The sequence below is a fragment of the Prevotella amnii DSM 23384 = JCM 14753 genome (assembly GCF_000378745.1).
Classification (GTDB): domain Bacteria; phylum Bacteroidota; class Bacteroidia; order Bacteroidales; family Bacteroidaceae; genus Prevotella; species Prevotella amnii.
The window spans coordinates 33,516-56,103 of sequence record NZ_KB905278.1; the positions used below are offsets into that span (position 1 = coordinate 33,516).

General features: G+C 34.3%; 16 protein-coding genes. 13 read left to right on the forward strand and 3 right to left on the reverse strand.

What is annotated here, in order from left to right; genetic code table 11:
• Positions 1-3 precede the first annotated feature (3 nt).
• Positions 4-1,098 (forward strand): DNA-methyltransferase, encoded by a 1,095-nt coding sequence (locus tag F596_RS0106145; RefSeq protein ID WP_019036256.1) that lies wholly within the window; start codon positions 4-6, stop codon positions 1,096-1,098.
• Positions 1,099-1,406: 308 nt separating this feature from the next.
• Here the strand turns inward: F596_RS0106145 and F596_RS0106150 are convergent, their stop codons facing one another.
• Both F596_RS0106150 and spt read right to left on the reverse strand, forming a co-directional pair.
• Positions 1,407-2,003 carry an MjaI family restriction endonuclease gene (locus F596_RS0106150; protein ID WP_019036257.1) on the reverse strand — a complete coding sequence of 199 codons (597 nt, stop codon included), beginning with the start codon at positions 2,001-2,003 and terminating at the stop codon, positions 1,407-1,409.
• A 575-nt stretch (positions 2,004-2,578) separates the two neighbouring features.
• A complete protein-coding gene (gene spt, locus F596_RS0106155) occupies positions 2,579-3,769 on the reverse strand; it encodes a serine palmitoyltransferase (RefSeq protein ID WP_019036258.1) in 1,191 nt (396 codons plus the stop codon).
• A 206-nt stretch (positions 3,770-3,975) separates the two neighbouring features.
• On the opposite strand from spt, the gene F596_RS0106160 reads away from it, so the two are divergent.
• The 6 genes from F596_RS0106160 to F596_RS0106185 all read left to right on the forward strand — a co-directional run bounded on the left by F596_RS0106160 (position 3,976) and on the right by F596_RS0106185 (position 12,366).
• On the forward strand, positions 3,976-4,971 hold the full coding sequence (locus tag F596_RS0106160) for a diacylglycerol/lipid kinase family protein (RefSeq protein ID WP_008450260.1): 996 nt from the start codon (positions 3,976-3,978) through the stop codon (positions 4,969-4,971).
• Between the two features lie 2 nt (positions 4,972-4,973).
• On the forward strand, positions 4,974-5,678 hold the full coding sequence (locus tag F596_RS0106165) for a tRNA1(Val) (adenine(37)-N6)-methyltransferase (protein WP_008450447.1): 705 nt from the start codon (positions 4,974-4,976) through the stop codon (positions 5,676-5,678).
• Between the two features lie 83 nt (positions 5,679-5,761).
• Positions 5,762-8,221 (forward strand): endopeptidase La, encoded by a 2,460-nt coding sequence (gene lon, locus F596_RS0106170; RefSeq protein WP_019036259.1) that lies wholly within the window; start codon positions 5,762-5,764, stop codon positions 8,219-8,221.
• Positions 8,218-9,345, forward strand: coding sequence for a tRNA guanosine(34) transglycosylase Tgt (gene tgt, locus F596_RS0106175; RefSeq protein ID WP_019036260.1), 1,128 nt, complete (start codon positions 8,218-8,220; stop codon positions 9,343-9,345). Before lon ends, tgt begins: the two co-directional genes overlap by 4 nt.
• 23 nt (positions 9,346-9,368) lie before the next feature.
• A complete protein-coding gene (locus tag F596_RS0106180; protein WP_019036261.1) occupies positions 9,369-10,586 on the forward strand; it encodes an LptF/LptG family permease in 1,218 nt (405 codons plus the stop codon).
• A gap of 76 nt (positions 10,587-10,662) precedes the next feature.
• Positions 10,663-12,366 carry a DEAD/DEAH box helicase gene (locus F596_RS0106185; protein ID WP_026302369.1) on the forward strand — a complete coding sequence of 568 codons (1,704 nt, stop codon included), beginning with the start codon at positions 10,663-10,665 and terminating at the stop codon, positions 12,364-12,366.
• A 75-nt stretch (positions 12,367-12,441) separates the two neighbouring features.
• On the opposite strand, the gene coaW is transcribed toward F596_RS0106185, so the two are convergent.
• On the reverse strand, positions 12,442-13,290 hold the full coding sequence (gene coaW / locus F596_RS0106190) for a type II pantothenate kinase (RefSeq protein ID WP_019036263.1): 849 nt from the start codon (positions 13,288-13,290) through the stop codon (positions 12,442-12,444).
• 173 nt (positions 13,291-13,463) lie between these two features.
• Here coaW and F596_RS0106195 point away from each other — a divergent pair, with 173 nt between their 5' ends.
• The 6 genes from F596_RS0106195 to F596_RS0106220 all read left to right on the forward strand — a co-directional run bounded on the left by F596_RS0106195 (position 13,464) and on the right by F596_RS0106220 (position 22,330).
• Positions 13,464-13,748, forward strand: a complete 285-nt coding sequence (locus F596_RS0106195; RefSeq protein WP_464640330.1) for an HU family DNA-binding protein — start codon at positions 13,464-13,466, stop codon at positions 13,746-13,748.
• Positions 13,749-14,041: 293 nt separating this feature from the next.
• Positions 14,042-15,613 carry an Rne/Rng family ribonuclease gene (locus F596_RS0106200; protein WP_008450301.1) on the forward strand — a complete coding sequence of 524 codons (1,572 nt, stop codon included), beginning with the start codon at positions 14,042-14,044 and terminating at the stop codon, positions 15,611-15,613.
• Between the two features lie 381 nt (positions 15,614-15,994).
• A complete protein-coding gene (locus F596_RS0106205) occupies positions 15,995-16,279 on the forward strand; it encodes a helix-turn-helix domain-containing protein (RefSeq protein ID WP_019036265.1) in 285 nt (94 codons plus the stop codon).
• 4 nt (positions 16,280-16,283) lie between these two features.
• The gene (locus F596_RS0106210; protein ID WP_019036266.1) at positions 16,284-18,839 is read left to right on the forward strand and encodes a DNA cytosine methyltransferase; all 2,556 of its coding nucleotides are present in this window, start codon (positions 16,284-16,286) and stop codon (positions 18,837-18,839) included.
• Positions 18,840-18,916: 77 nt separating this feature from the next.
• The gene (locus F596_RS0106215; RefSeq protein WP_238292722.1) at positions 18,917-20,038 is read left to right on the forward strand and encodes a hypothetical protein; all 1,122 of its coding nucleotides are present in this window, start codon (positions 18,917-18,919) and stop codon (positions 20,036-20,038) included.
• Between the two features lie 3 nt (positions 20,039-20,041).
• Positions 20,042-22,330 carry an AAA family ATPase gene (locus tag F596_RS0106220; RefSeq protein ID WP_019036268.1) on the forward strand — a complete coding sequence of 763 codons (2,289 nt, stop codon included), beginning with the start codon at positions 20,042-20,044 and terminating at the stop codon, positions 22,328-22,330.
• Positions 22,331-22,588 lie beyond the last annotated feature (258 nt).

A 22,588-nucleotide genomic window follows, 5' to 3' on the forward strand; every position in this document is an offset into this window, starting at 1 on the left:
ACAATGAAGCATACTATTTATTTCAATGCAGCTCAGAATATGAGTCAGCTTAAAGACAAGTCAGTGGATATAGTTGTTACATCACCACCATATCCGATGATTGAAATGTGGGATGATATTATGTCAAACCAAAATCCTGACATCAAAAGTGCTTTCGGAGCTAATAAACCTCGAAAAGCCTTTGAACTCATGCATCAAGAACTTGATAAAGTATGGGCAGAGTGCTGGAGAGTTCTAAAAGAAGGATCTTTCTTATGCATCAATATTGGTGATGCAACAAGAACAATAAACGGTGAATTTGCCCTATATAACAATAACACAAGGATTATCCAGGCTTGTGAAAAGTTAGGCTTTATCAATCTTCCGAACATCCTTTGGCGCAAGACAACAAATGCTCCTAACAAATTTATGGGAAGTGGCATGCTTCCATGTGGAGCTTATGTAACATTAGAACATGAATGGATTCTTATATTTAGAAAAGGCGGAAAAAAGGTCTATAAAAAAGCAGAAGAAAAGGATGCTCGCAGAGATAGCTCTTTCTTTTGGGAAGAAAGAAATGTTTGGTTCTCTGATGTTTGGGAAATCAGAGGTGTTAAACAAACTATTGATAAAGCACTATCAAGAGATAGAAATGCATCATATCCCATCGAACTACCTTTCCGTCTAATAAATATGTATTCGCAGAAAGGAGATGTAGTCTTAGATCCCTTTATAGGTTTAGGTACAACAGTAATCGCAGCGATGCTGAGTGAAAGAAATAGTGTTGGATTCGAAATTGACGCACTATTAAAACCATTGCTTAAAGATATTCTTAGTTCTGTTAATATTATTAAAGCCAATGCGTTGATTAACGAACGATATAAGAAGCATTTAGCTTTTGTTGATGAGCGTATTAAGATGAAAAAGGAGGTCAAATATGACAATATTCATTTAGGGTGCAAAGTTATGACTAGTCAAGAAACCGATCTTACCTTCCATTACATGAAAGAAGTTGATGTCATTGAAGATAAAAACGATTTGACAATAGAATCGACATATTATCTTGATCGTTCTTTGAAGGATATTCCAATTTCAGAAAAAGGAACGTTGTTTGAATAATTTTTGAATAAAAGAAAGCCCTGCCTCAATGCAGAGCGCCTTGCTTTATTGTGAGGTGTTGTTGTATCTTTTAAGAACTCTTTGCTATAACCAAACTGAGTAGCATTTTTTCAATAAAGGTATTGCGAACTTTTCCACTTGCATAATAGGTTTCTTTCCACTCTTCATAGTTCTTCCAATTAGCAGTTTCAATAAGAGTAGATACATATCCTACTGATTATGGGCTATTGAGCATCAGTTTATTCCATTTGGTATTTGTGGAGCGGAACTTATCTTTATCTATCGTAAGTATAAATTCATCCATAACGTTATCCGAAGATATTTGTATCATATTCAATGTTTATGCCATCTTTCTTCTTATCATAGTAAACAATAGGGACATCTATGTTTTCAGACAAACGAGCTTCTAACTTGTATGTTATAGATTTAATCTGAAGAGGTTGTTCTCCTATAAATCCATCAATGCCTTGTGCTTCCTCTTCTACATTTGCCAATCTCCATGTGTCATTAACCTTATCAGCCAAGAATGCAATAATTGCACTCTGGAATTTCAGACCACAATACGTTTTGATATAAAGCAAATCCTTTACCCACTCTTCTACCATTTCACGAGTAATAGCACTAAATGCTTCACTCATAACCAGGTACATATTATAAATCTTTTCTGTAGCGTTATTTACCGCATCTGGTTGATGTTCATTGTACCACTTAATCCACTCTTCCAAAGATTTACCATTAAACTCTTGGATAAGTTCTGACATCTGACCTACAACAGCAGGTCTCGTACCTTGAGCATTGCTATTCAAAAGGTTAATAATCTGGGTCGCATACTTTGGAAAAGCATACCGTGAGGCATTTGACAGTTGTTCAACCTCGCTATTTTTCATTTTAATCTTCTTCAGCATAGTTGTAAAATTTAAGCGACAAACTACCTGAAGGCAAAAAGCCCTCTTTTCGGAAAGAAAAAAAGGGCGTGGAGAGGAATGCTGGTATCAAGGCATAGCACAGCCCACTTTAGGCAACAATCTTTATATCCACGCCCGATATGGCGTGAATATCCGAGAGTTGACAGACCTAAGTTTACCGAAGTGCTATTTCTGATACTCGGTCGAATCAGGGATATACTTTACAGCTTATCTTCTTTCGATATGTATAAATTAAAATTATTACTATATTTGTTTGCTAAATGCAGCGCATTTGCATTGCAAAGATAGTGATAATATTTCAAACACTTGCCAATTAAGCCTGCATTATCCTAAATCCAATCTATCACAGACGTACCCGAACCAGCAAGTGCAAAATATGCTTAACTTTTTCACATGATATTTTTCAAAACTAAGCAAAGCCTCTCCTTTTTTATTTTATTATGAGCATTATATAAAAAACATAGCTACATTGCTCCTTTTAAGAGCGATGCAGCTACGCAAAAGTAAAGTTTTTTTTTACACAACAGCTAATAAAAAGTTATAGCCACTGCTTTTTATTTTATAATATTTTCTTCTTTAAAAATATCTCTAAGAGCAATTACGCCACGTTCCACTTGCTCTTTTGTATGTGTAGCCATAAGGGCAAAACGTACGAGAGTATCTTGCGGAGCGCATGCAGGTGGTATAACAGGATTAATAAACACACCAGCTTCGTATGCTTTTTTAGTTACAACGAAAGTTTTATGAATATCCCGAACATAAAGAGGGATAATAGGACTTTCCGTATCACCTATCTCGAAACCTTCTTCACGGAAACGCTTTAGCGCATAATTAGTAACTTCCCAAAGATGTTCTAAGCGTTCTGGCTCATTTTGCAATATATGCAAAGCTTCTAAAGCAGCAGCTGTGGCAGCGGGGGTATTACTTGCAGAGAAAATGTAAGTGCGACAATTATGGCGCAAGAAGTTAATAGTATCCTTATCAGCAGCTATAAAACCACCTATAGAGGCAAGACTTTTAGAGAATGTACCCATGATAAGATCTACCTCATCAGTTAATCCGAAATGATCGCAAACACCACGTCCTTGCTTACCAAAAACACCTAAACCATGAGCCTCATCAACCATCACCGAGCAGTTATACTTCTTTTTCAGCTCTATGATCTTAGGAAGATCAGCCACATCTCCTTCCATTGAGAACACTCCATCGACAACAATAAGCTTAACAGAGTCTTTAGGGAGCTTCTGAAGAATACGCTCCAAGTCCTCCATGTCGTTATGTTTATAACGTAACTGGGTAGCAAAGCTCAAGCGTCTTCCATCAACAATGCTTGCATGATCACGATCGTCTGATATTATATAATCGCCACGCCCTACTACTACAGCTAACACGCCAGCATTTACAGAGAAACCTGTTGAGAAGACTAAGCTTTCATCTTTATGCACAAAAGAGGCTAATTCTTTTTCTAAGCGTACATGTAAATCTAATGTACCATTCAAGAAACGGCTACCAGCACATCCTGAACCATATTTTAACATAGCATCACACCCAGCCTTAATTACTCGAGGATCGTTTGGTAAGCCCGTATAAGCATTTGACCCAAACATTAAAATATTTTTCCCGTCAATATCTGTTACTTCTGTGCCTTGCTTGCTTGTTATCTCACGAAAGTAAGGATAAAGCCCTGCTTTCATGTATTCTTGTGGCTGCGTGTAGCTTTTAAATCTTTCTTGTAATTGTCCCATTATATCTTTATAATATGTGTTATTTCATCTTACAACAACACTTCAATTTTTATTTTAGAGTACAAAGATAATAAATTAAGAATGAATATATGGCTTAAATTTTAAGAAAAGTTTATAATGACGTTTTTTTTATTATATAAACGAGTATCTTAAAAAACTTTTTTTATATTTGTATAAAAAAATAATATCTATCTTTTTAAAAGCAAATGAAGAAAAAAATTATTTTTATAATTAATCCTATTTCAGGAACAGTAAGTAAAGCGAAGATCCCATATTATGTAGAAAAATATATTGACAAAGAGAAGTTCGATTATCAATTTATAAAAACAGAATATGCCGGGCACGCTTCTATTATAGCTAAACAAGCTGCTCAAGAAAAAGTAGATATTGTAGTGGCTGTAGGAGGTGATGGGACTATCAACGAGGTAGGCAGATCTGTTATTAATACAAGCACAGCAATGGCTATTATCCCTTGTGGGTCGGGTAACGGATTAGCTCGCCACCTTTGCATACCTGCTAAAGTAAAAAAATGTATTGACATTATTAACCAATGCAATATAAAAGATTTAGATTATGGACTGATAAATGGGCATCCTTTTTTCTGCACTTGTGGCATGGGGTTCGACGCCTTTATTTCCATGCAATTTGCCAAAGCAGGGAAACGAGGAGCGCTTACTTATGTACAAAAAGTGCTTGAGATAGGTTTATCTTATAAGCCTGAAGTTTACGACATAGAAATAGATAATAAAGCTCTACATTACAAAGCTTTTTTAATATCTGCTGCTAATGCCTCTCAATATGGTAATAATGCTTATATTGCTCCACAAGCTACAATGAGTGATGGGCTGTTAGACATTACTTTAATAGAGCCCTTTGGAATTATAGACGCGGCTAAGGTGGCTATAGAGATGTTTAATAAGACTTTAGACAAGAATATCAAAGTCAAGACATTTAAATGTAGAAAGGTACATATTCACAGGCAGCAGCCTGGGGTTATTCATTTTGATGGCGACCCTATAGAGACGGAACAAGATGTAGATATAAGTATAGTAGAAAAAGGAATTAGGGTAATAATGAATCCCGATTTTAATATAGAAAAGATGAAACCTAATATTGCTCAAACGGCTTTATCTGAAATATTTGCAAGTTTTGGAAAGGTACAAAACATGTATCACAATTTATTAAACAAGATGAAAATATAGAAATGGGGTTTTCTTTTAAGTCTTTTCACATTGAGCAGGACTTCTGTGCCATGAAGGTAGGCACAGATGGTGTGCTTATAGGAGCATGGGGAAAGGGTGGAGAAAACATCTTAGACGTAGGGACAGGTACCGGGCTTATCGCTTTAATGATGGCGCAAAGGTTTCCACATAGCAAAGTAACAGGTATTGATATTGATGAAAACGCTTTAAAAGATGCTGTTCAAAACATCAAAAGCTCTAAGTTTAATGATAGAATACGCATAGAACCTATCTCTTTACAAGATCTTTGCAAAACACAAAACAACACGTTCGATGCCATTGTATGTAATCCTCCTTTTTTTATTAATTCGCTTAAATCTGTTTCAGAAAGTAGAACAAAAGCTCGCCATACCGTGTCTTTATCGTATACAGAATTAATGCATTGCACAAAAAAACTTTTAAAAGAAGATGGAACATTATCTGTTATTATTCCTATGGATAATGTGCCTATCTTAAAAACAGAAGCCATCTTCACTGGCTTTCAGTTAGAAGAACTTGTTAAAATCTTCACTACCCCCAAAGCTACACGCGCTAAAAGATGCTTGCTATGCTTTAGGAAAAGTAATAATAATATAGATTGCCAAAACCAAACTGTTATTCTGAATGAAACAGACGGAGAACGTTCCCAATGGTATAAAGAACTTACAACAAATTTCTATATAAAATAGGTTTTACATAAAGGTATATAAAAAATAGCCTTAATCGGTTTTTATTTTGTATCTTTGCACACTAAAATTCGGATAAAAACTTTATGAAACAAAATAGTTCTATTCAAATGTTCACTGATTACGAAGGTGATTTACCAGAATTAGATATAAAAGTAGATGGCGAAGTGCCTGTTTTTATTACTCGTAATTTGGTTATTTTTCCCGGCATACTTTCTCCTGTCCTTGTAGGAAGAAAGCCAACATTAAAGTTAGTAAAATATCTGGAACAACATCCTGATACTATCTTTGCTGTGGTTTGCCAAAAAGATCCAAGTGTAAACGAGCCAAAGCTAAAAGATCTATACCAGACGGGTGTCTATGCTCGTTTTGTACGTGCTTTTGATATGCCTGCTAACTTTGAGAAAGGCACACGTACTGCTATTATTCAGGGATTAGGGAGGTGTAAGCTTAATGACATAAGCACCGAAAAGCCATTTATGAAAGGTTTTACAGAAGCTTTACCTGAAAACACTTCTATAAGCAAGGAAGAAGAAGTGATGTTTAAAGCAGCTGTAAAGGATCTGAAAAATGTTACAAAAGAATATATCCATGGAAATGAAGAGCTGCCCGATGATTCTGCCTTTGCTCTTGAGGGCATTTCTAATCCTATAGCCACGATTAATTATATTGCAACCAACCTGCCTCTTTCTACGAAAGAAAAGATAGAGCTTTTAGAAGAACAAATGATGCATAAACGTATGTTTCATTTGATGAAAATATTAAATCGTGAAATTCAATATCAACATCTACAACAAGATATTCGCTCAAAAACAAGAGAGGATCTTGACGAGCAACAACGAGAATATTTCCTTCATCAGCAAATAAAAAATATCAAAGAAGAATTAGGTAATGGTGAAGGTTCGCCAGAGAAAAAGGAATTAGTAAAAAAAGCTAATGGTAAGAAATGGTCAGAACAAATATCTAAATTTTTCACTAAAGAGCTTGATAAATTAGATACGCTTAACCCACAAAGCCCTGATTATAGTGTCCAGATAAACTATCTACAAACAATAGTTTCTCTCCCTTGGGGCGAATTTACTGAAGATGACCTTGACCTTAAGCGTGCAAAACGCATATTAGATAAAGATCACTACGGCATGGAGAAGGTGAAAGAACGCATCTTAGAGTATATTGCAGTATTACGTTTGCGAGGTAACTTAAAATCGCCTATCTTGTGCTTATATGGTCCTCCCGGAGTAGGTAAAACAAGTCTGGGAAAGAGCGTAGCAAATGCTTTAAAACGTAAATATGTACGTATCTCTTTAGGTGGTGTACATGATGAGTCTGAGATTCGTGGGCATCGTAAGACCTATATAGGTGCAATGCCGGGACGTATTATAAAAAGTCTGCAAAAATCGGGCTCTTCAAATCCTGTATTTATTTTAGATGAGATAGATAAAGTAACTCAAAACACCTTAAATGGTGATCCTTCTTCAGCCTTATTAGAAGTACTTGATCCTGAACAGAATAATGCTTTCCACGACAATTATCTTGATTTAGATTACGATTTGTCGAAAGTATTATTTATAGCTACTGCTAATGACCTGAATACTATTCCAAGGCCATTGCTTGACAGAATGGAGATTATAAACGTATCAGGGTATATTACAGAGGAGAAAGTAGAAATAGCTAAACGCCATTTAATCCCCAAAGAGCTTAATAACACTGGGCTTGACAAGCTAAGTGTTCAGCCTAAATTCTCTAAAGCTATACTTGAAAAGATAATAGAAGATTATACCCGTGAAAGCGGTGTTCGCCAATTAGAAAAGCAGATAAATAAGATTTTACGTAAAATAGCATATAAGCAAGCAATAGACGATAATGCTCAGTATGATAAGATCACTTTACCAAAGATAGAAGAGCTTATAGGTAAAGCCCCTTTCTCTCGCGACATTTATCAGGGTAACGAATATGCTGGTGTAGTAACAGGGTTAGCATGGACAAGTGTTGGGGGTGAGATATTATTTGTAGAGACTTCATTATCTAAAGGAAAGGCAGGGAAACTGACCATTACAGGTAATCTCGGAGATGTAATGAAAGAATCTGCCATCATAGCATTAGAATATGTAAAAGCCCATATAGACAAATTAGGTGTAGACTATAAAATATTAGAACAATGGAACATACATATACATGTCCCTGAAGGTGCTACCCCTAAAGATGGTCCATCGGCTGGTATAACTATTGCTACAAGTATTGCTTCTGCTCTTACTCAACGTAAGGTGCGTAAAAACACGGCTATGACGGGAGAGATAACCCTTCGTGGAAAAGTTCTCCCAGTGGGTGGTATTAAGGAAAAGATATTAGCTGCAAAACGAGCAGGGATAACAGATATTGTAATGTGTTCTCTAAATAAAAAAGATATAGATGAAATAAATGAAATTTATAGGAAAGGAGTAACTTTTCATTATGTAGAGACTGTTCAACAAGTATGGGACTTTGCCCTTAGCACAGAATTGGTTAGCGATCCTGTTAATTTCACAATAGAAGAAGAAAAGAAATGAAATTCGAGCTTCAACATACCGATCCTGCAAGTGATGCAAGGACAGGAATTATAACAACTGATCATGGTGAGATAAAGACTCCTATATTTATGCCTGTTGGTACTGTAGGGTCTGTGAAAGGTGTTCACTTTGAAGAATTAAGAAAGCAAGTAAAGGCACAAATTATCTTAGGTAATACTTATCATCTATATCTTCGTCCTGGTCTTGAAATATTAAAAGCTGCGGGAGGATTACATAAGTTTAACGGCTGGGAACGCCCTATACTCACCGACTCTGGTGGCTTTCAGGTGTTTTCTTTAACAGGCATTAGAAAATTATCAGAAGAGGGGTGCGAGTTTAGAAGTCATATAGATGGCTCTAAACATATATTCACTCCTGAAAGTGTTATGAACACAGAGCGCGTAATAGGTGCAGATATAATAATGGCTTTCGACGAATGTCCTCCTGGGAAAAGCTCATACGAATACGCAAAGAAGAGTTTAGGGCTTACGCAACGCTGGTTAGATCGCTGCATTAAGCAGTTAGAAAAAACATCTCCTCTTTATGGATATAGCCAAAGCCTGTTCCCTATTGTTCAAGGCTGTACATATAAGGATTTACGTAGTGAGGCGGCAAAGTTTGTAGCTGATAAGGGTGCTGACGGAAATGCTATAGGAGGCTTGGCTGTAGGAGAGCCTACGGAAGTGATGTATGAAATGATAGAAGTAGTAAACAATATTCTCCCTAAAGACAAGCCTCGTTATTTAATGGGTGTAGGTACGCCCCAAAACATATTGGAGGCTATTGAGCGTGGTGTTGATATGTTCGATTGTGTAATGCCTACACGCAATGGACGTAATTCTATGCTTTTTACTTATAACGGCACAATGAATATGAGGAATAAGAAATGGGAGGCAGATTTCTCTCCTATAGACATAGATGGTTGTGATATTGATATAATTACGACAAAAGCTTACCTTCATCATTTATTTAAGGCTGGCGAATTATTAGCTATGCAAATAGCAAGTATTCATAATCTTGCTTTTTACCTTCGCCTTGTCAGTGATGCTCGCAAACATATAGAAAAAGGCGATTTCACAATGTGGAAATCATCTGTTATAGAACAGTTAGGCAGAAGAATATAGAAAGATTTTGTATCTTGATAATCATGCAAAAGATAAAGAATCTAATAAAAGTAATAAAGAATTTCTTACAAGTCCTTAGAAAGGGACTTTTACATGGGCTTCCATTTCTAAATAAGATTTGGTCTTACCTTAGACATTGCCTACCTTCCCATTGGATAGGAAGGCTTGACTGGTATATCATTAAAAAGTTTATCGGTACCTATCTTTTTGCCATTCTCTTGATTATATCTATATCTATTGTGTTCGATTTTAATGAAAATCTTTCAAAGTTTACACAATATCATGCCCCATGGAGAGCTATAATCTTCGATTACTATGCCAATTTCATTCCTTATTATTCCAATTTATTCTCACCTTTATTTGTTTTTATAGCTGTAATTTTTTTCACGTCCAAACTTGCGAGCAACTCTGAAATAATAGCTATGTTGGCAGCAGGTGTATCATTTAAGCGTTTAATGCGTCCTTATATGATCTCGTGTATAGTCATTTCTGTACTTACGTTTTATTTAAATAGTTTTGTTATTCCACATGGAACAGTGATTAGACAAAACTTTGAATCGCTCTATCGTAACAACAAGAAGAACACTTCTGCCGAAAATGTTCAATTAAAGGTTGCTAAAAACACTGTAGCATATATTCAATATTTTGACGACCACTATAAGCGTGGCTATGGCTTTTCTTTAGCTAAATTTGAAAATAAAAAGCTTGTTAGCCACATGACAGCCATGGAAATACAATATGATACAGTTGCAGACACAAAATATCATTGGAAAGTAAGCAATTACAAAATCAGGCAGCTTAAAGGATTAAAAGAACATATTACAACAGGAGATGAAAAAGACACCATTCTTTTAATGGAACCTACCGATTTAGTCTATTCTAAAGGACAACAAGAAACTTTTACTTCTCCAGAGTTACTTAACTATATATCAAAGCAAAATAGTAGAGGATTAAGTAATGTGGTGCAATATGAAGTAGAGTTTCATAAACGCATAGCAATGTCTTTTTCTGCTTTTATACTTACTATAATAGGTTTGTCGTTATCTGCACGAAAGCGTAAAGGTGGTATGGGATTATATCTTGGCATAGGGTTAGGATTGAGTTTTAGTTATATTTTATTGCAAACTGTTTCTGCTACATTTGCTATTAAAGCCAATACTCCTCCTATATTAGCAGCATGGATACCTAATTTTATATTTGTTTTTATAGCATATTTTTGCTATAAACATGCACCAAACTAAGGTCTTAAGACTTATAAAAATTATTAAGAAAATACTTATTACCAAAAGAAATGGTAGTAAACAACAAAAAGAAAATATGTATTTTGATGAATTAGATTTAAATGACGATGTACTTGATGCATTATATGATATGCACTTTGACAAGTGTACCCCTGTTCAAGAAAAATGTATCCCTCTAATATTAAAAGGTAAGGACATTCTTGCTGTAGCTCAAACAGGTACGGGTAAAACAGCAGCTTACCTCCTTCCTATACTTTCTAAGCTGGCAAAAGGCAACTATGCTGATGATGCTATAAATTGTGTCATAATGTCGCCAACACGCGAATTAGCACAACAGATAGACCAAGCCATACAAGGCTTTTCTTATTACCTCAATGGCATTTCTTGTGTAGCTGTATATGGTGGTAATGATGGCAATAGATATGATCAAGAGATTAAAAGCCTTAGCATGGGAGCTAATATCGTTATTGCAACACCAGGCCGACTTATTTCGCATATCTCTTTAGGCAATGTCGACTTATCTAAAGTTAGCTTTTTCGTTTTAGACGAAGCTGATCGTATGCTTGATATGGGTTTTTCAGAAGATATTAAGATGATAGCTAATAATTTGCCTAAAAGCTGTCAGACGATTATGTTTTCTGCAACAATGCCTAATAAGATAGAAAGTCTTGCTAAGAGCTTATTGAAAAATGCTGAAATTATTAAGCTTGCAGTGAGTAAGCCTGCCGAAAAGATACAGCAGTCTGCTTACATTTGCTATGAAACTCAGAAGATTGGAATAATAAAAGAAATTTTTAAATCTGGCAATTTAAAACGTGTAATTATCTTTTCTGGTTCCAAACAAAAGGTTAAGAAAATAACAGCTTCACTAAATAAACAGAATATCAAATGCGGGGAAATGCATTCAGACTTAGATCAAGCACAACGCGATGATGTGATGTTCAAATTTAAGAGCAGCCAAATAGATGTTCTGGTTGCAACAGATATTGTTGCAAGAGGCATTGACATAGATGATATTGCAATGGTTATAAATTATGACGTGCCACATGATGTAGAAGATTATGTTCATCGCATAGGGCGTACAGCAAGAGCTGACCGTGATGGCAACGCTATTACTTTTGTTAGTGAAGAAGATATATATTATTTCCGGCATATAGAGTCTTTCTTAAAAAAGACAATAGATAAAAAGCCTCTACCAGAATCTTTAGGTGAGGGTCCAAAATATAATTTTAATAGTAAAGCTGTTAGAAGCAAACAAGCTAAAAGTCATAAGAACAATAATAAAATAAAGAACAATAATAAAGAAAAGAAAAACAATAATTGCCACACAAAACAACAGAAAGACAATCAGTTGTTAGATGTTAAAAAAAATGACAGAAGCAACACACAAGCAATTAATACTAAGATAAGCAAAAAGCAAGAAGAAAACAAAGGCGAGGTTGTTAATATCGATAAAGGTCAAAACAGTAAGCATACTTATAATAACAACAATAAAACTAAACAAAAAAAATATTCAAAAGATAATAAAAAAGAGCAGAACATTACAGGTAACGATAAACCATCAGGCAATAAAGGAAAAACAAAAGTTGCAAGTAATAATACGAAGCCAAAGAGAAAGCGTTCACAAAAACTCTCTAATCAAGAAAAACAGAATATCAAAAGAAGTACTAAGTATGATATTCGCGAAGATATTTCAAGAAAATATACTTCAAAAGAAAAAGGAATAAAAGCTTTACTAAAAAAACCTTTGAAGTGGTTAAAAGGGTTAGGTAAAAAATAATTTTTTATGCAATGTAGCAGACTATAATAAAAAAAAAGCTCTACATTGCATGAAATATAAGTATATTTATAAATATTAAAGAACTCTACTCTTATCATTTTCATCTATCATAGTAGCCTGCAAAGCAACTCCTATGGTAGTACAAAATTCAGAATATTTCGGTATTATAAAATGTACATTATAAATTTGCTCCATTAAAGAAAAAATATGTTCACACTGTGGGAGCAAAGTAAGATTGCCTATTAAAACAAAGTCTTGAATATCGGTATTAAGTGCACTAAGGATTGACGCTGAGCCTATAGATTGCAATACCATACAAATAAGCCCTAAAGCAATATCTTCTCTGCTTGCTGTACCTTGAGCATTTGCAAACAAAGAAGCAGTAGCGTCCATAGGCAAACCCGGCAAAGGCTTTGATGAAATATCTTTTATTTGAAGATTAATATGAGAGATATCTCCTTTTCGTGCCAAAGAAACTATTTCATGAAAATCATCAGTTTTTAATAATAAACGTGATAATCCGCTTAAAGTTCCACCACCTATGCCAATACCACCAATATGATTAATCTTATTATTATCACATTTTACAAGAGATGTACCTGTACCCATCGATACCACTATCATCTTTTGCAATTTCGATTCATATTGTGCGCCTAACCCATCTGCAAGAAATTCGTCTGCCTTATAAGTAGGTAACCCATATACTGGCTTATTAATATAGGCAGCACCTACCCCTGTAAGTAACACTTTATCTATATCTGACAGACCTATTTTGTTGTCATATAGATACTTCCCAAATGCTCCATACAATGATGTTACAGGGTCGGTAGCCTTAATACGCATAGGCTTTACTACCTTACCTTCTCGTAGCCCTACAATCTTTGTGGTAGAAATACCCACATCTATACCTATTGATATTTTCATAAAACTTAATGTAATATAAGGAAACAAAGTTACAAAAATCAGAAGAATAACTAAGTAAAGTAGACTTAAAAACTAAAAAACAACTAAAAACATTTCCTTATTTCTCTGAAAATGAATACCTTTGCAGTCCGTAATATATTAAGATAAATAAGGAACAAATTATAAAAAATAAAATTAAAATGACTAAAGCAGATATTATTAATGAGATTGCCACAGGAACAGGTATCTCAAAAAAAGATGTTTCAGCCGTTGTAGAGTCTTTCATGGAGGCTATTAAAGATAGCCTTTTAGACAAGAAAGAAAATGTATATCTACGTGGTTTTGGTAGCTTCATAGTAAAGCATCGTGCAGAAAAGACTGCCCGTAATATTTCAAAAAACACTACGCTTACTATTCCTGCACATGATTTCCCTAGCTTTAAGCCTGCTAAGACTTTTATAGAGGATATGAAGAAATAATATAATAAATAACAATTTAAAAATTTAAAAATTATGCCAAACGGAAAAAAGAAAAAAGGACATAAGATGGCTACGCATAAGCGTAAAAAAAGATTAAGAAAGAATAGACATAAGAGCAAGTAATCCCCTAATAAGGCTGAAAGCACTTAAGTATTTAAAGACTTTCAAAATGGAAATGGGGCATGTCTTCGCGTATAACCTTTTTTTAAAGATGCGATGACAAGTCCTGTTTTTTTTAATTATTCATACTCTTCAAAAAAAATAGTAGAGTATAATTACTTAAAGTAAGGATAATGACAAGCGAAATTATTATTGATGTCCAAGAAAAAGAGATTTCTATAGCACTACTTGAGGATAAACGGCTGGTAGAATATCAGCGTGAACCAAGAGAAGCTAATTTCTCTGTTGGCAACATCTATATGGCAAAGGTTAAAAAACTAATGCCAGGACTTAATGCCTGCTTTGTTAATGTAGGCTATGAACGCGATGCCTTTCTCCATTACTTAGACCTAGGAAGTCAGTTTAATTCTTATGCTAAATATCTTAAACAGGTACAGAGCGATCGTAAACGCCTTTATCCTATACAGAAGGCCATTATACTGCCAGATATAGAAAAAGATGGTACAGTAAAAGGGGTAGTGCAAGTAGGGCAAGAAGTATTAGTGCAGGTTGTCAAAGAGCCTATATCTACAAAAGGTCCCCGCCTGACAGGAGAGATTTCTTTTGCAGGCCGTTACATTGTATTACTTCCTTTCGGAAACAAAATAAGTGTCTCTTCAAAAATAAAAAGTGGTGAAGAGAGAGCTCGCTTAAAACAACTAATTCGTAGTATCACTCCCAAAAATTTTAGTGTTATAGTACGTACGGTTGCAGAGGGAAAACGCGTTGCAGAACTGGACGCAGAAATGCAAATATTGCTAAAACGTTGGAATGATGTTATCACCAAAGTGCAAAAGACACAAGAACGTCCACAACTTGTCTACGAAGAAACTGGTAGAGCAGTTGCAATGATACGTGATCTTTTCAATCCAACTTATGAAAATATTTATGTAAACGATAAAGATATTTGCACAGCTGTCCGCCACTATGTTTCTATGATAGCTCCAGAAAAAGCAAGCATAGTAAAGCAATACACAGGAAAGTTACCTATTTTTGATAATTTTGATATCACAAGACAAATAAAATCTAGTTTTGGTAAAACTATTAATTATGGACATGGGTGCTATATTATTATAGAACATACTGAAGCTATGCATGTTGTTGATGTAAATAGTGGTAATAGAGCTAAAGAAAAAGGTCAAGAGCAAAACGCTCTTGATGCTAATCTTGGAGCAGCAGATGAGCTTGCACGTCAGCTTCGTTTACGCGATATGGGTGGAATTATTGTTGTAGACTTTATTGATATGCATCTTGCCGAAGACAGACAGATGCTGTATGAACGAATGAGCAAGAATATGCAACAAGACCGGGCTCGCCATAATATATTACCATTAAGTAAGTTTGGCTTAATGCAAATTACACGTCAACGCGTTCGTCCTGCTATGGACGTAGATGTAGATGAAACGTGTCCAACATGTTTTGGTACAGGTAAGGTACGAGCAAGTATTCTGTTTACAGATCAATTAGAGCATAAGATTGACAGATTAGTTAATAAGTTTGGGGTGAAGAAATTTTATCTACATGTTCATCCTTATGTAGCTGCTTATATTAATAAGGGCTTTATCTCTTTAAAGCGAAAATGGCAACTAAAATACGGAATAGGAGTTCATGTTATTCCTTCACAAAAATTAGCTTACCTACAATATGAGTTTTATGGTGAAGATAAGCAATTTATAGATATGAAGGAAGAAACAGATAAAAAATAAAATATTAAAGTAAGAGGGTATGCCAATATTGACATACCCTCTTACTTTCTTATAGCTTACAACATATAAATCCCTTTTATTAAATCTACGCTCAACAAAAAACAAATATTACCACTGCTACTAAGAGGAATACGAAGCAAAACTCAAAACCATGACTGTACCAACGACGGAACGAAAACCGTTGCATTGCTCATCAATATGAGAACTAACAAATAATTTAGGCTCATGAAATATAAAAAAAAATCATAATTAAGCATTGAAGAGTTATAATACCATGAAAATATAATGTACAATGAAAGCAACATTTTTGCGTAGAAAATGTGTTGTTATCAATATTTTTGCTTATATTTGCCAAATAATGTCAAGACATAAGTAAGTAATATGCTATTTTCTGAACGAATAAAAGAGTTGCGTATGCAATATAAGCTGCCACAACGCCATTTGGCAGCTGCACTTGATATTGATACGGCGACTTATTGTAAGATAGAAAAAGGAGAAAGAAAAGCAAAAAGAGAACAGGTGTGCATCTTGTCAGGGCTATTTCATGTCAAGCAAGAAGAGTTGATTATCTTATGGCTTGCTGACAAAGTCTCCGATATTGTGGCTCCAGAGAAACAAGTTGCTATAAATGTTTTATCTGTTGTCAAAGAAAACTTAAAGGTATAGTGTGATGTTAAAAAAGAAATATAATACAATAAAATTTGCATCCACAATAGTTGCGGAAAGCCGTTCTCCGTATGGGCTGAAAACCTATGTTAGTTTGTTCAGTAGCGCTGGTGTAGGATGTTACGGTTTTAAACAAGAGAACTTCTATTGCATTGCTACAGTAGAATTACTTGAACGTAGGCTAAAGATACAAAAATTCAATCAAAAATGTGCATACGATAGTGGATATATTTGTGGAGATATGACCCAAAAAGAAACACAAGGACGAGTGTTTGAGGAATTGGATTTATGGAAACGAAATTTTAATGTAAAAGATTTAGATGTAATCATTGCGACACCACCATGTCAAGGTATGTCTGTAGCAAATCATAAGAAGAAAAATGAACTGAAAAGGAATTCTTTGGTTGTTGAATCTATAAAAATGGTTAGCAAAATACAGCCAAAATTTTTCATATTCGAGAATGTCCGTGCATTTCTTACATCCATTTGTACAGATGTTGATGGTCAAGATAAGACTATTAAAAATGCAATAGAGTTGAATCTTGGAGGATTGTATAATGTGCTGTTTAAGGTTGTGAACTTTAAGGATTATGGTAATCCATCTAGCAGGACACGAACTTTGGTCATTGGAGTAAGAAAAGATTTAAAAGAAATTACTCCTTATGATGTGTTTCCTGACAGGCAGCCTGAGAGAACTTTGCGACAGATAATAGGTGATTTGCCATCATTAAGAACTATGGGAGAAATTTCTAAAACCGATATTTATCACAATTTTAGAAAATATGCTCCAAGAATGGAAGCATGGATTGCCGATATAAAAGAGGGGCAGTCAGCTTTTGACAATACTGACATAACCAAGATACCCCATACCATAAAGGATGGGGTTATAGTTTATAATGCTCAGAAGAATGGGGATAAATATACACGTCAGTGTTGGGATAAAGTTGCACCCTGCATTCATACTCGTAATGATATTATGGCAAGTCAAAATACTGTTCATCCAGTGGATAATCGGGTTTTCAGTATTCGTGAAGTTATGCTTATGATGTCGGTTCCAGAATCTTTTCAATGGAGTGATATTCCTTTTAATGAGCTGAACAAATTGCCTATAAAAGAAAAAGAAGCTTTCCTCAAAAAGGAAGAAATGAATATAAGACAAAATTTGGGCGAAGCTGTTCCTACTATCATATTTAGACAGATAGCGCATAAAATATCCAAAGTTTCCTGTCGTGTCAATATGACGGAGCAAGATATTAAGGATTTGATAGAGCGGAAACATCTTGATAGTCAAATAAATCTTGTAGATTTTATCAATAAATCTACAAAATACCGTTTCTGCGAATTGTCAAAAATTGCAGAATTAGCAAATGCGAATAGAAATAATAACGCAGCATATTATACTCGACAGGATATTTGTTTTTCAGTAGTTACGAACTTGCCAGAAGTGAAAGGCTTTACAGAAATCAATATTTTGGAGCCCTCTGTTGGTGTAGGCAACTTTATTCCCATGCTTATTCAAAAGTATGCGGACGTTCCCTCTGTAAACATAGATGTTGTGGATATTGATAATGACAGCCTTGAAGTGCTTAAGGCTCTAGTCAGTCATATAAATATTCCTAATAATGTACACATAAATTACATTCATACAGACTTTCTTACTTATTGTTTTAAGAAGAAGTATGATGTTGTTGTTGGAAATCCTCCTTATAAAAAACTGACAAAGGAAAAAGAGTTACTATCTGTCTATAAAGCTGAAGCTTACAATACTGATACAAATAACATATTTTCTTTTTTTATAGAAAAGTCTATGAGAATCGGAAAAGTAGTATCATTGATTGTACCTAAAAGTTTGATAAATGCTCCTGAGTTTAATAAAACTCGTCAACTAATGAGTAAAAAAAGAGTTTCTCATATCATTGATTTCGGGGAAAAAGGATTCAAGAAAGTTAAGATTGAAACTATAAACTTTGTTGTTGAAACACAGCGAAAGTCTGCTCAGACTATTGTCGAATCTTATATTACGGAAAAAGTTGTAGTACAGCAGCAATCCTACCTTATGGATACAAAGTTTCCTTATTGGATAATATATCGTAACGAAGATTTTGATAAAGTTGCAGATAAAATGGAGTTCAATGTGTTCAAAGCATATAGAGACAGAGTTATAACAAAGTCTTTGACAAAAGGAAAAGGTCAGGTAAGAGTTCTCAAGTCAAGGAATATTGGTGATAATCAAATTATAGATATTCCAGAATATGACAGTTATGTGGATAATTTAGATGGGCTGGATGTTAGTAAGTTTCTAAACAAAACAAATTGTGTCCTGCTCCCAAACTTGACATATAACCCACGAGCGTGCTTTCTCCCCAAAGGGTGCATTGCTGATGGTTCTGTTGCAATTCTTACTTTGGCAAATAATGATGAGGTTATAACAAAAGAAGACCTGTCATTTTATGCCACGGATAAATTTACTAAATTCTATGCAATAGCAAGAAATTTAGGTACACGTTCACTTAATATTGATAACAACTCTGTTTTCTTTTTTGGAAAACTTAAAGGATAGATGAAATGAGAGAAAATATAATAAGATATCTTAGTAACTTTGACTTGGATGTACGTAAATCACAAAATGCACGTTTTATGGATCAAAAGTGTACTCCTGATGTTGTTTGCTTTATTGCTGATTGCATTATCAATACAATAGATGTTGACAATGAGTTTACCGTGTCCAATATTTGGGATGCTCAATACTTCATAAAGAACGCAAGAGCTATTTTCAACAAGCCATTGCCAACTAATCCAAAAGCTCATCATGAATATGACAAGTTTATACAGCAACCTCTGCGGATGCTTGCTTATGCTCATGTGTTGGAGATAGAAAAGCGATCTGGAACAAATTATTATCGTGTTGCTAATTTGGATATTCTTGACTATATAGCGCAAAGAGAAAGAAACACATATAATTTCCTCTATTGCTATCTACGAAAGGTTCTTTCGGATAGTGGAATTATCCGATATTTTGAAGCATTCAAAGATAAATGTTTGCAGGGGAAAGCTACGAATACAGACTTCCAAGAGCTAAAAAGTAGATACGACCGTTTTGTGATTGGTCATACAGCTATAAATACGGAAGTAGAAGTTCATCGTATTTTTAGTAAGATATTGAATGTATATGCCGTTGAAAATCAGATTAATGGAACAGAAAAAGGACATATGTCTAAATATATCTTTACATTCTCTGATTTAATGTACAATCGTAAGAATTGGAGAGACTTGAATAAAGATAAATCCATCACTAGGCAGGAGGCACAAGAGCAACAAGATGTAAAACAGCAGGAAGCATACAATGCTTATTATGTTCAGAAAGCAATGAATCTGTTGCGGAAAATACAAATAGAAAGCGAAGTTCATGACCAATGGGGAAATGGAGAAGCAACACAAGTTCATCATATCTTTCCAAAATCTCAATTTCCGCAATTGGCACACTATTTAGAGAACCTGATAAAGCTTACAGCTACGCAACATTTTACAAAAGCCCACCCTGATAATAAAACTCAGGAGATAAATCGTGATTATCAGCTTACATGCTTATTAGCTAAGGCTGATACTGTAGAAAAGTCTTTGAAAGCAGTTGGTGATAAATACTACAGAAAAGAGTCTTTTATCTTTATTATAAATATAGGATTAGATGTCCATTTGTCAGCTACTTTATCCTTTTTAGAAATTAAGAATATGCTAGTACAACTTTATAATGCCGCCTAATTTATGTCGAAGAATATAAAAATAGATATACTTTGCTCAAATATTGCTCCCTTAGAAAACCTTCAATATTCTTATTCCGCGAGTTGCTTAAAAACAGCTATATTTGCCAATAATGGAAGTGGTAAAACTTTCATAAGTCGCCTATTCCGGCTTATGGAGAACAACACTCCTATATGTTTAGACGATAAAGGTAATAGCCCAACTGATAGCCTGTTGCGGTTTAATTCTACAAAAGGATTATTTTCTTTTAAAATAACAGCATATAACGATACGGTTAAAGAGGACTTTTCATTAGCTATACAACAAAAACAGCTTCCGACAATTCCACATACTTTCTATATCTATCATACATTCAACCAAGATTACGTTGATGAAAATATACGGTCTCTGGGGTTTGAAAAAGACAGCGAAATACAAGGATATATCTTAGGGAAGTCTCACATAGATTTGGCTTCGGACAAAGCCCGATTACAAAATATTGATGATGAGGGTAAGGAACTTAGAGTGAAGTTGCAGGATATAATTAAAACTTTTCTTGATAAAAATATAAATGCTATAAGAGATATAAAAAGACTCCAAGAGTACAAGCAATATTTAAGTGTTGATACAATCTTAGATTCACCAACAAAATGCAGTAAAGTAGAAGTCGATAAGAATCTCAGCGATAATGTAGATGATTATAACAAAATAAAATCAACGCCAGATAATCTTATAGATATTAAGTCCATAGACACAACTGAAAGCGATTTCCGACCTACCCTTACTAACATGATTGAAAATCTTGGGAAAGTCTTCTCTATAAGTTCTTTTGCTGAAGATTTTAAGCAAAAAGTAAAAAATAGGCAGGATTTTATAGAATTAGGTCTTAGATACAAGGAGGAGGAAAATGGGTTATGCCCTTTTTGTGGTCAGAAGTTTGAAAAGGAATCCTTATCCTTAATAGACAAATATACTCACTATCTTGCAGATGAAGAGGCTAAGGCAATAAAGCTATTTCAAGTATATAAAAATAACATTGAGGCAGAAAGAAAGAGGTTGAAAAGTTTACAGGTGCAATCTGTAAAAGCAATTAATTTCTTTGATGAGTATAAGCAGAAATATATCCCGTCTTTTGAAAAAGATAATCTCCAAGAAATAGAAATCAAATCCCTTGAAGAAGATTTAGATAATTTGAGTGAGCACCTCAAAAATAAAGTAGATAATTTAAGTATAAAGATTAACCTTGGCACAGAATTTATATCCCAAATTGATGAGCATTATTCGCAACTTGAGAAAATTATCAAGGATAATAATAAAAAAATTGACGAAATAAATGCCCGTAAAAACAAAATTGGAGAGGAAAGCAAATCTATAAGACGAAAAATTTGTAAATCTGCTTATAATAAGTTATTGGATATAATTTCAGGAGATTTAAACTCTCTCTTATCTTTGCGTGAAGCATATAAAAAACTTAATATTGAAATTCAAAAAAAAGAGGAATCTGAAAAAATAAGCAAGAAAAAAACTGTTTATGAAACGATAAAGAAAGTTCTCGATTATTTCTTTGCAGGAAAATATAGTTTAGATGAAGATTCATTTAGACTGATTTTTGAGAAAAAATCTTTGGAGAAAGGGCAAGTGAAAAGAGTGCTTAGCGAAGGTGAAAAAAACATAGTCGCATTTGCCTATTATATTGGGGATTTGCATTTAAAAATTCAGAGGGAAGAAGATTATAATAAGTTGTTTTTTATTATTGATGACCCAATATCAAGTATGGATTTCACATATGTCTATACGCTATGTGGAGTTATTCGAGATTTACGGCAGATAGTTAATAAAATTCAATATGAGAAATTTATAATATTTACTCACAATAATGATTTTATGAGAATATTATGTTCAAATAACATTGTTACAACAAAACTTCTTCTTAGTAGAGGGAATTTAATTGCTTTTAATGAGAATTTTACCGTTCCATATATTAACCATCTGGTTGATATATATAGGATTGCTCGTAAGGGGCAACTATACAGTCACACTACAGCTAATTCTATAAGACATATTATAGAGACGCTATCGAAATTTCAAAATATAGAAATATCAGAGGATAGTATTTCTGAATATATAAAGGAGAACATTCCAAGTGACAAAAAATCATATACATTCATAAATGACTTATCACATGGAGGATGGAGAAGTGAACAGGAACCAATGACAAACGAGGATTACCAAGAAGTTTGTGAGACAATTATCAAGCATATTGAGAAGAAATTCCCTAAACAAATTAAATATTGCGAAAAGTGTTGTTCTTAATAATGGGTCAGTCCTAAAACCCAGTTGCAAGCCCTCTCCTCTCAGGCACATAATTTCATAAGTATTTGTTATCTTTGCATCATGAAGAATCACCAATTATTACGTTGCATCTTTCCAGATGTACTTGCCGACTACTTTGATGTTGTCGATATTCAAGAGAGTGTTTCGCAGATTGACTTTTGGCTTGACGAGCGTAACTTTATGGAAAAGTCAGACCATAAGTTAGGCACTGTAAGCAGTTATGGTTTTACCAGCGAG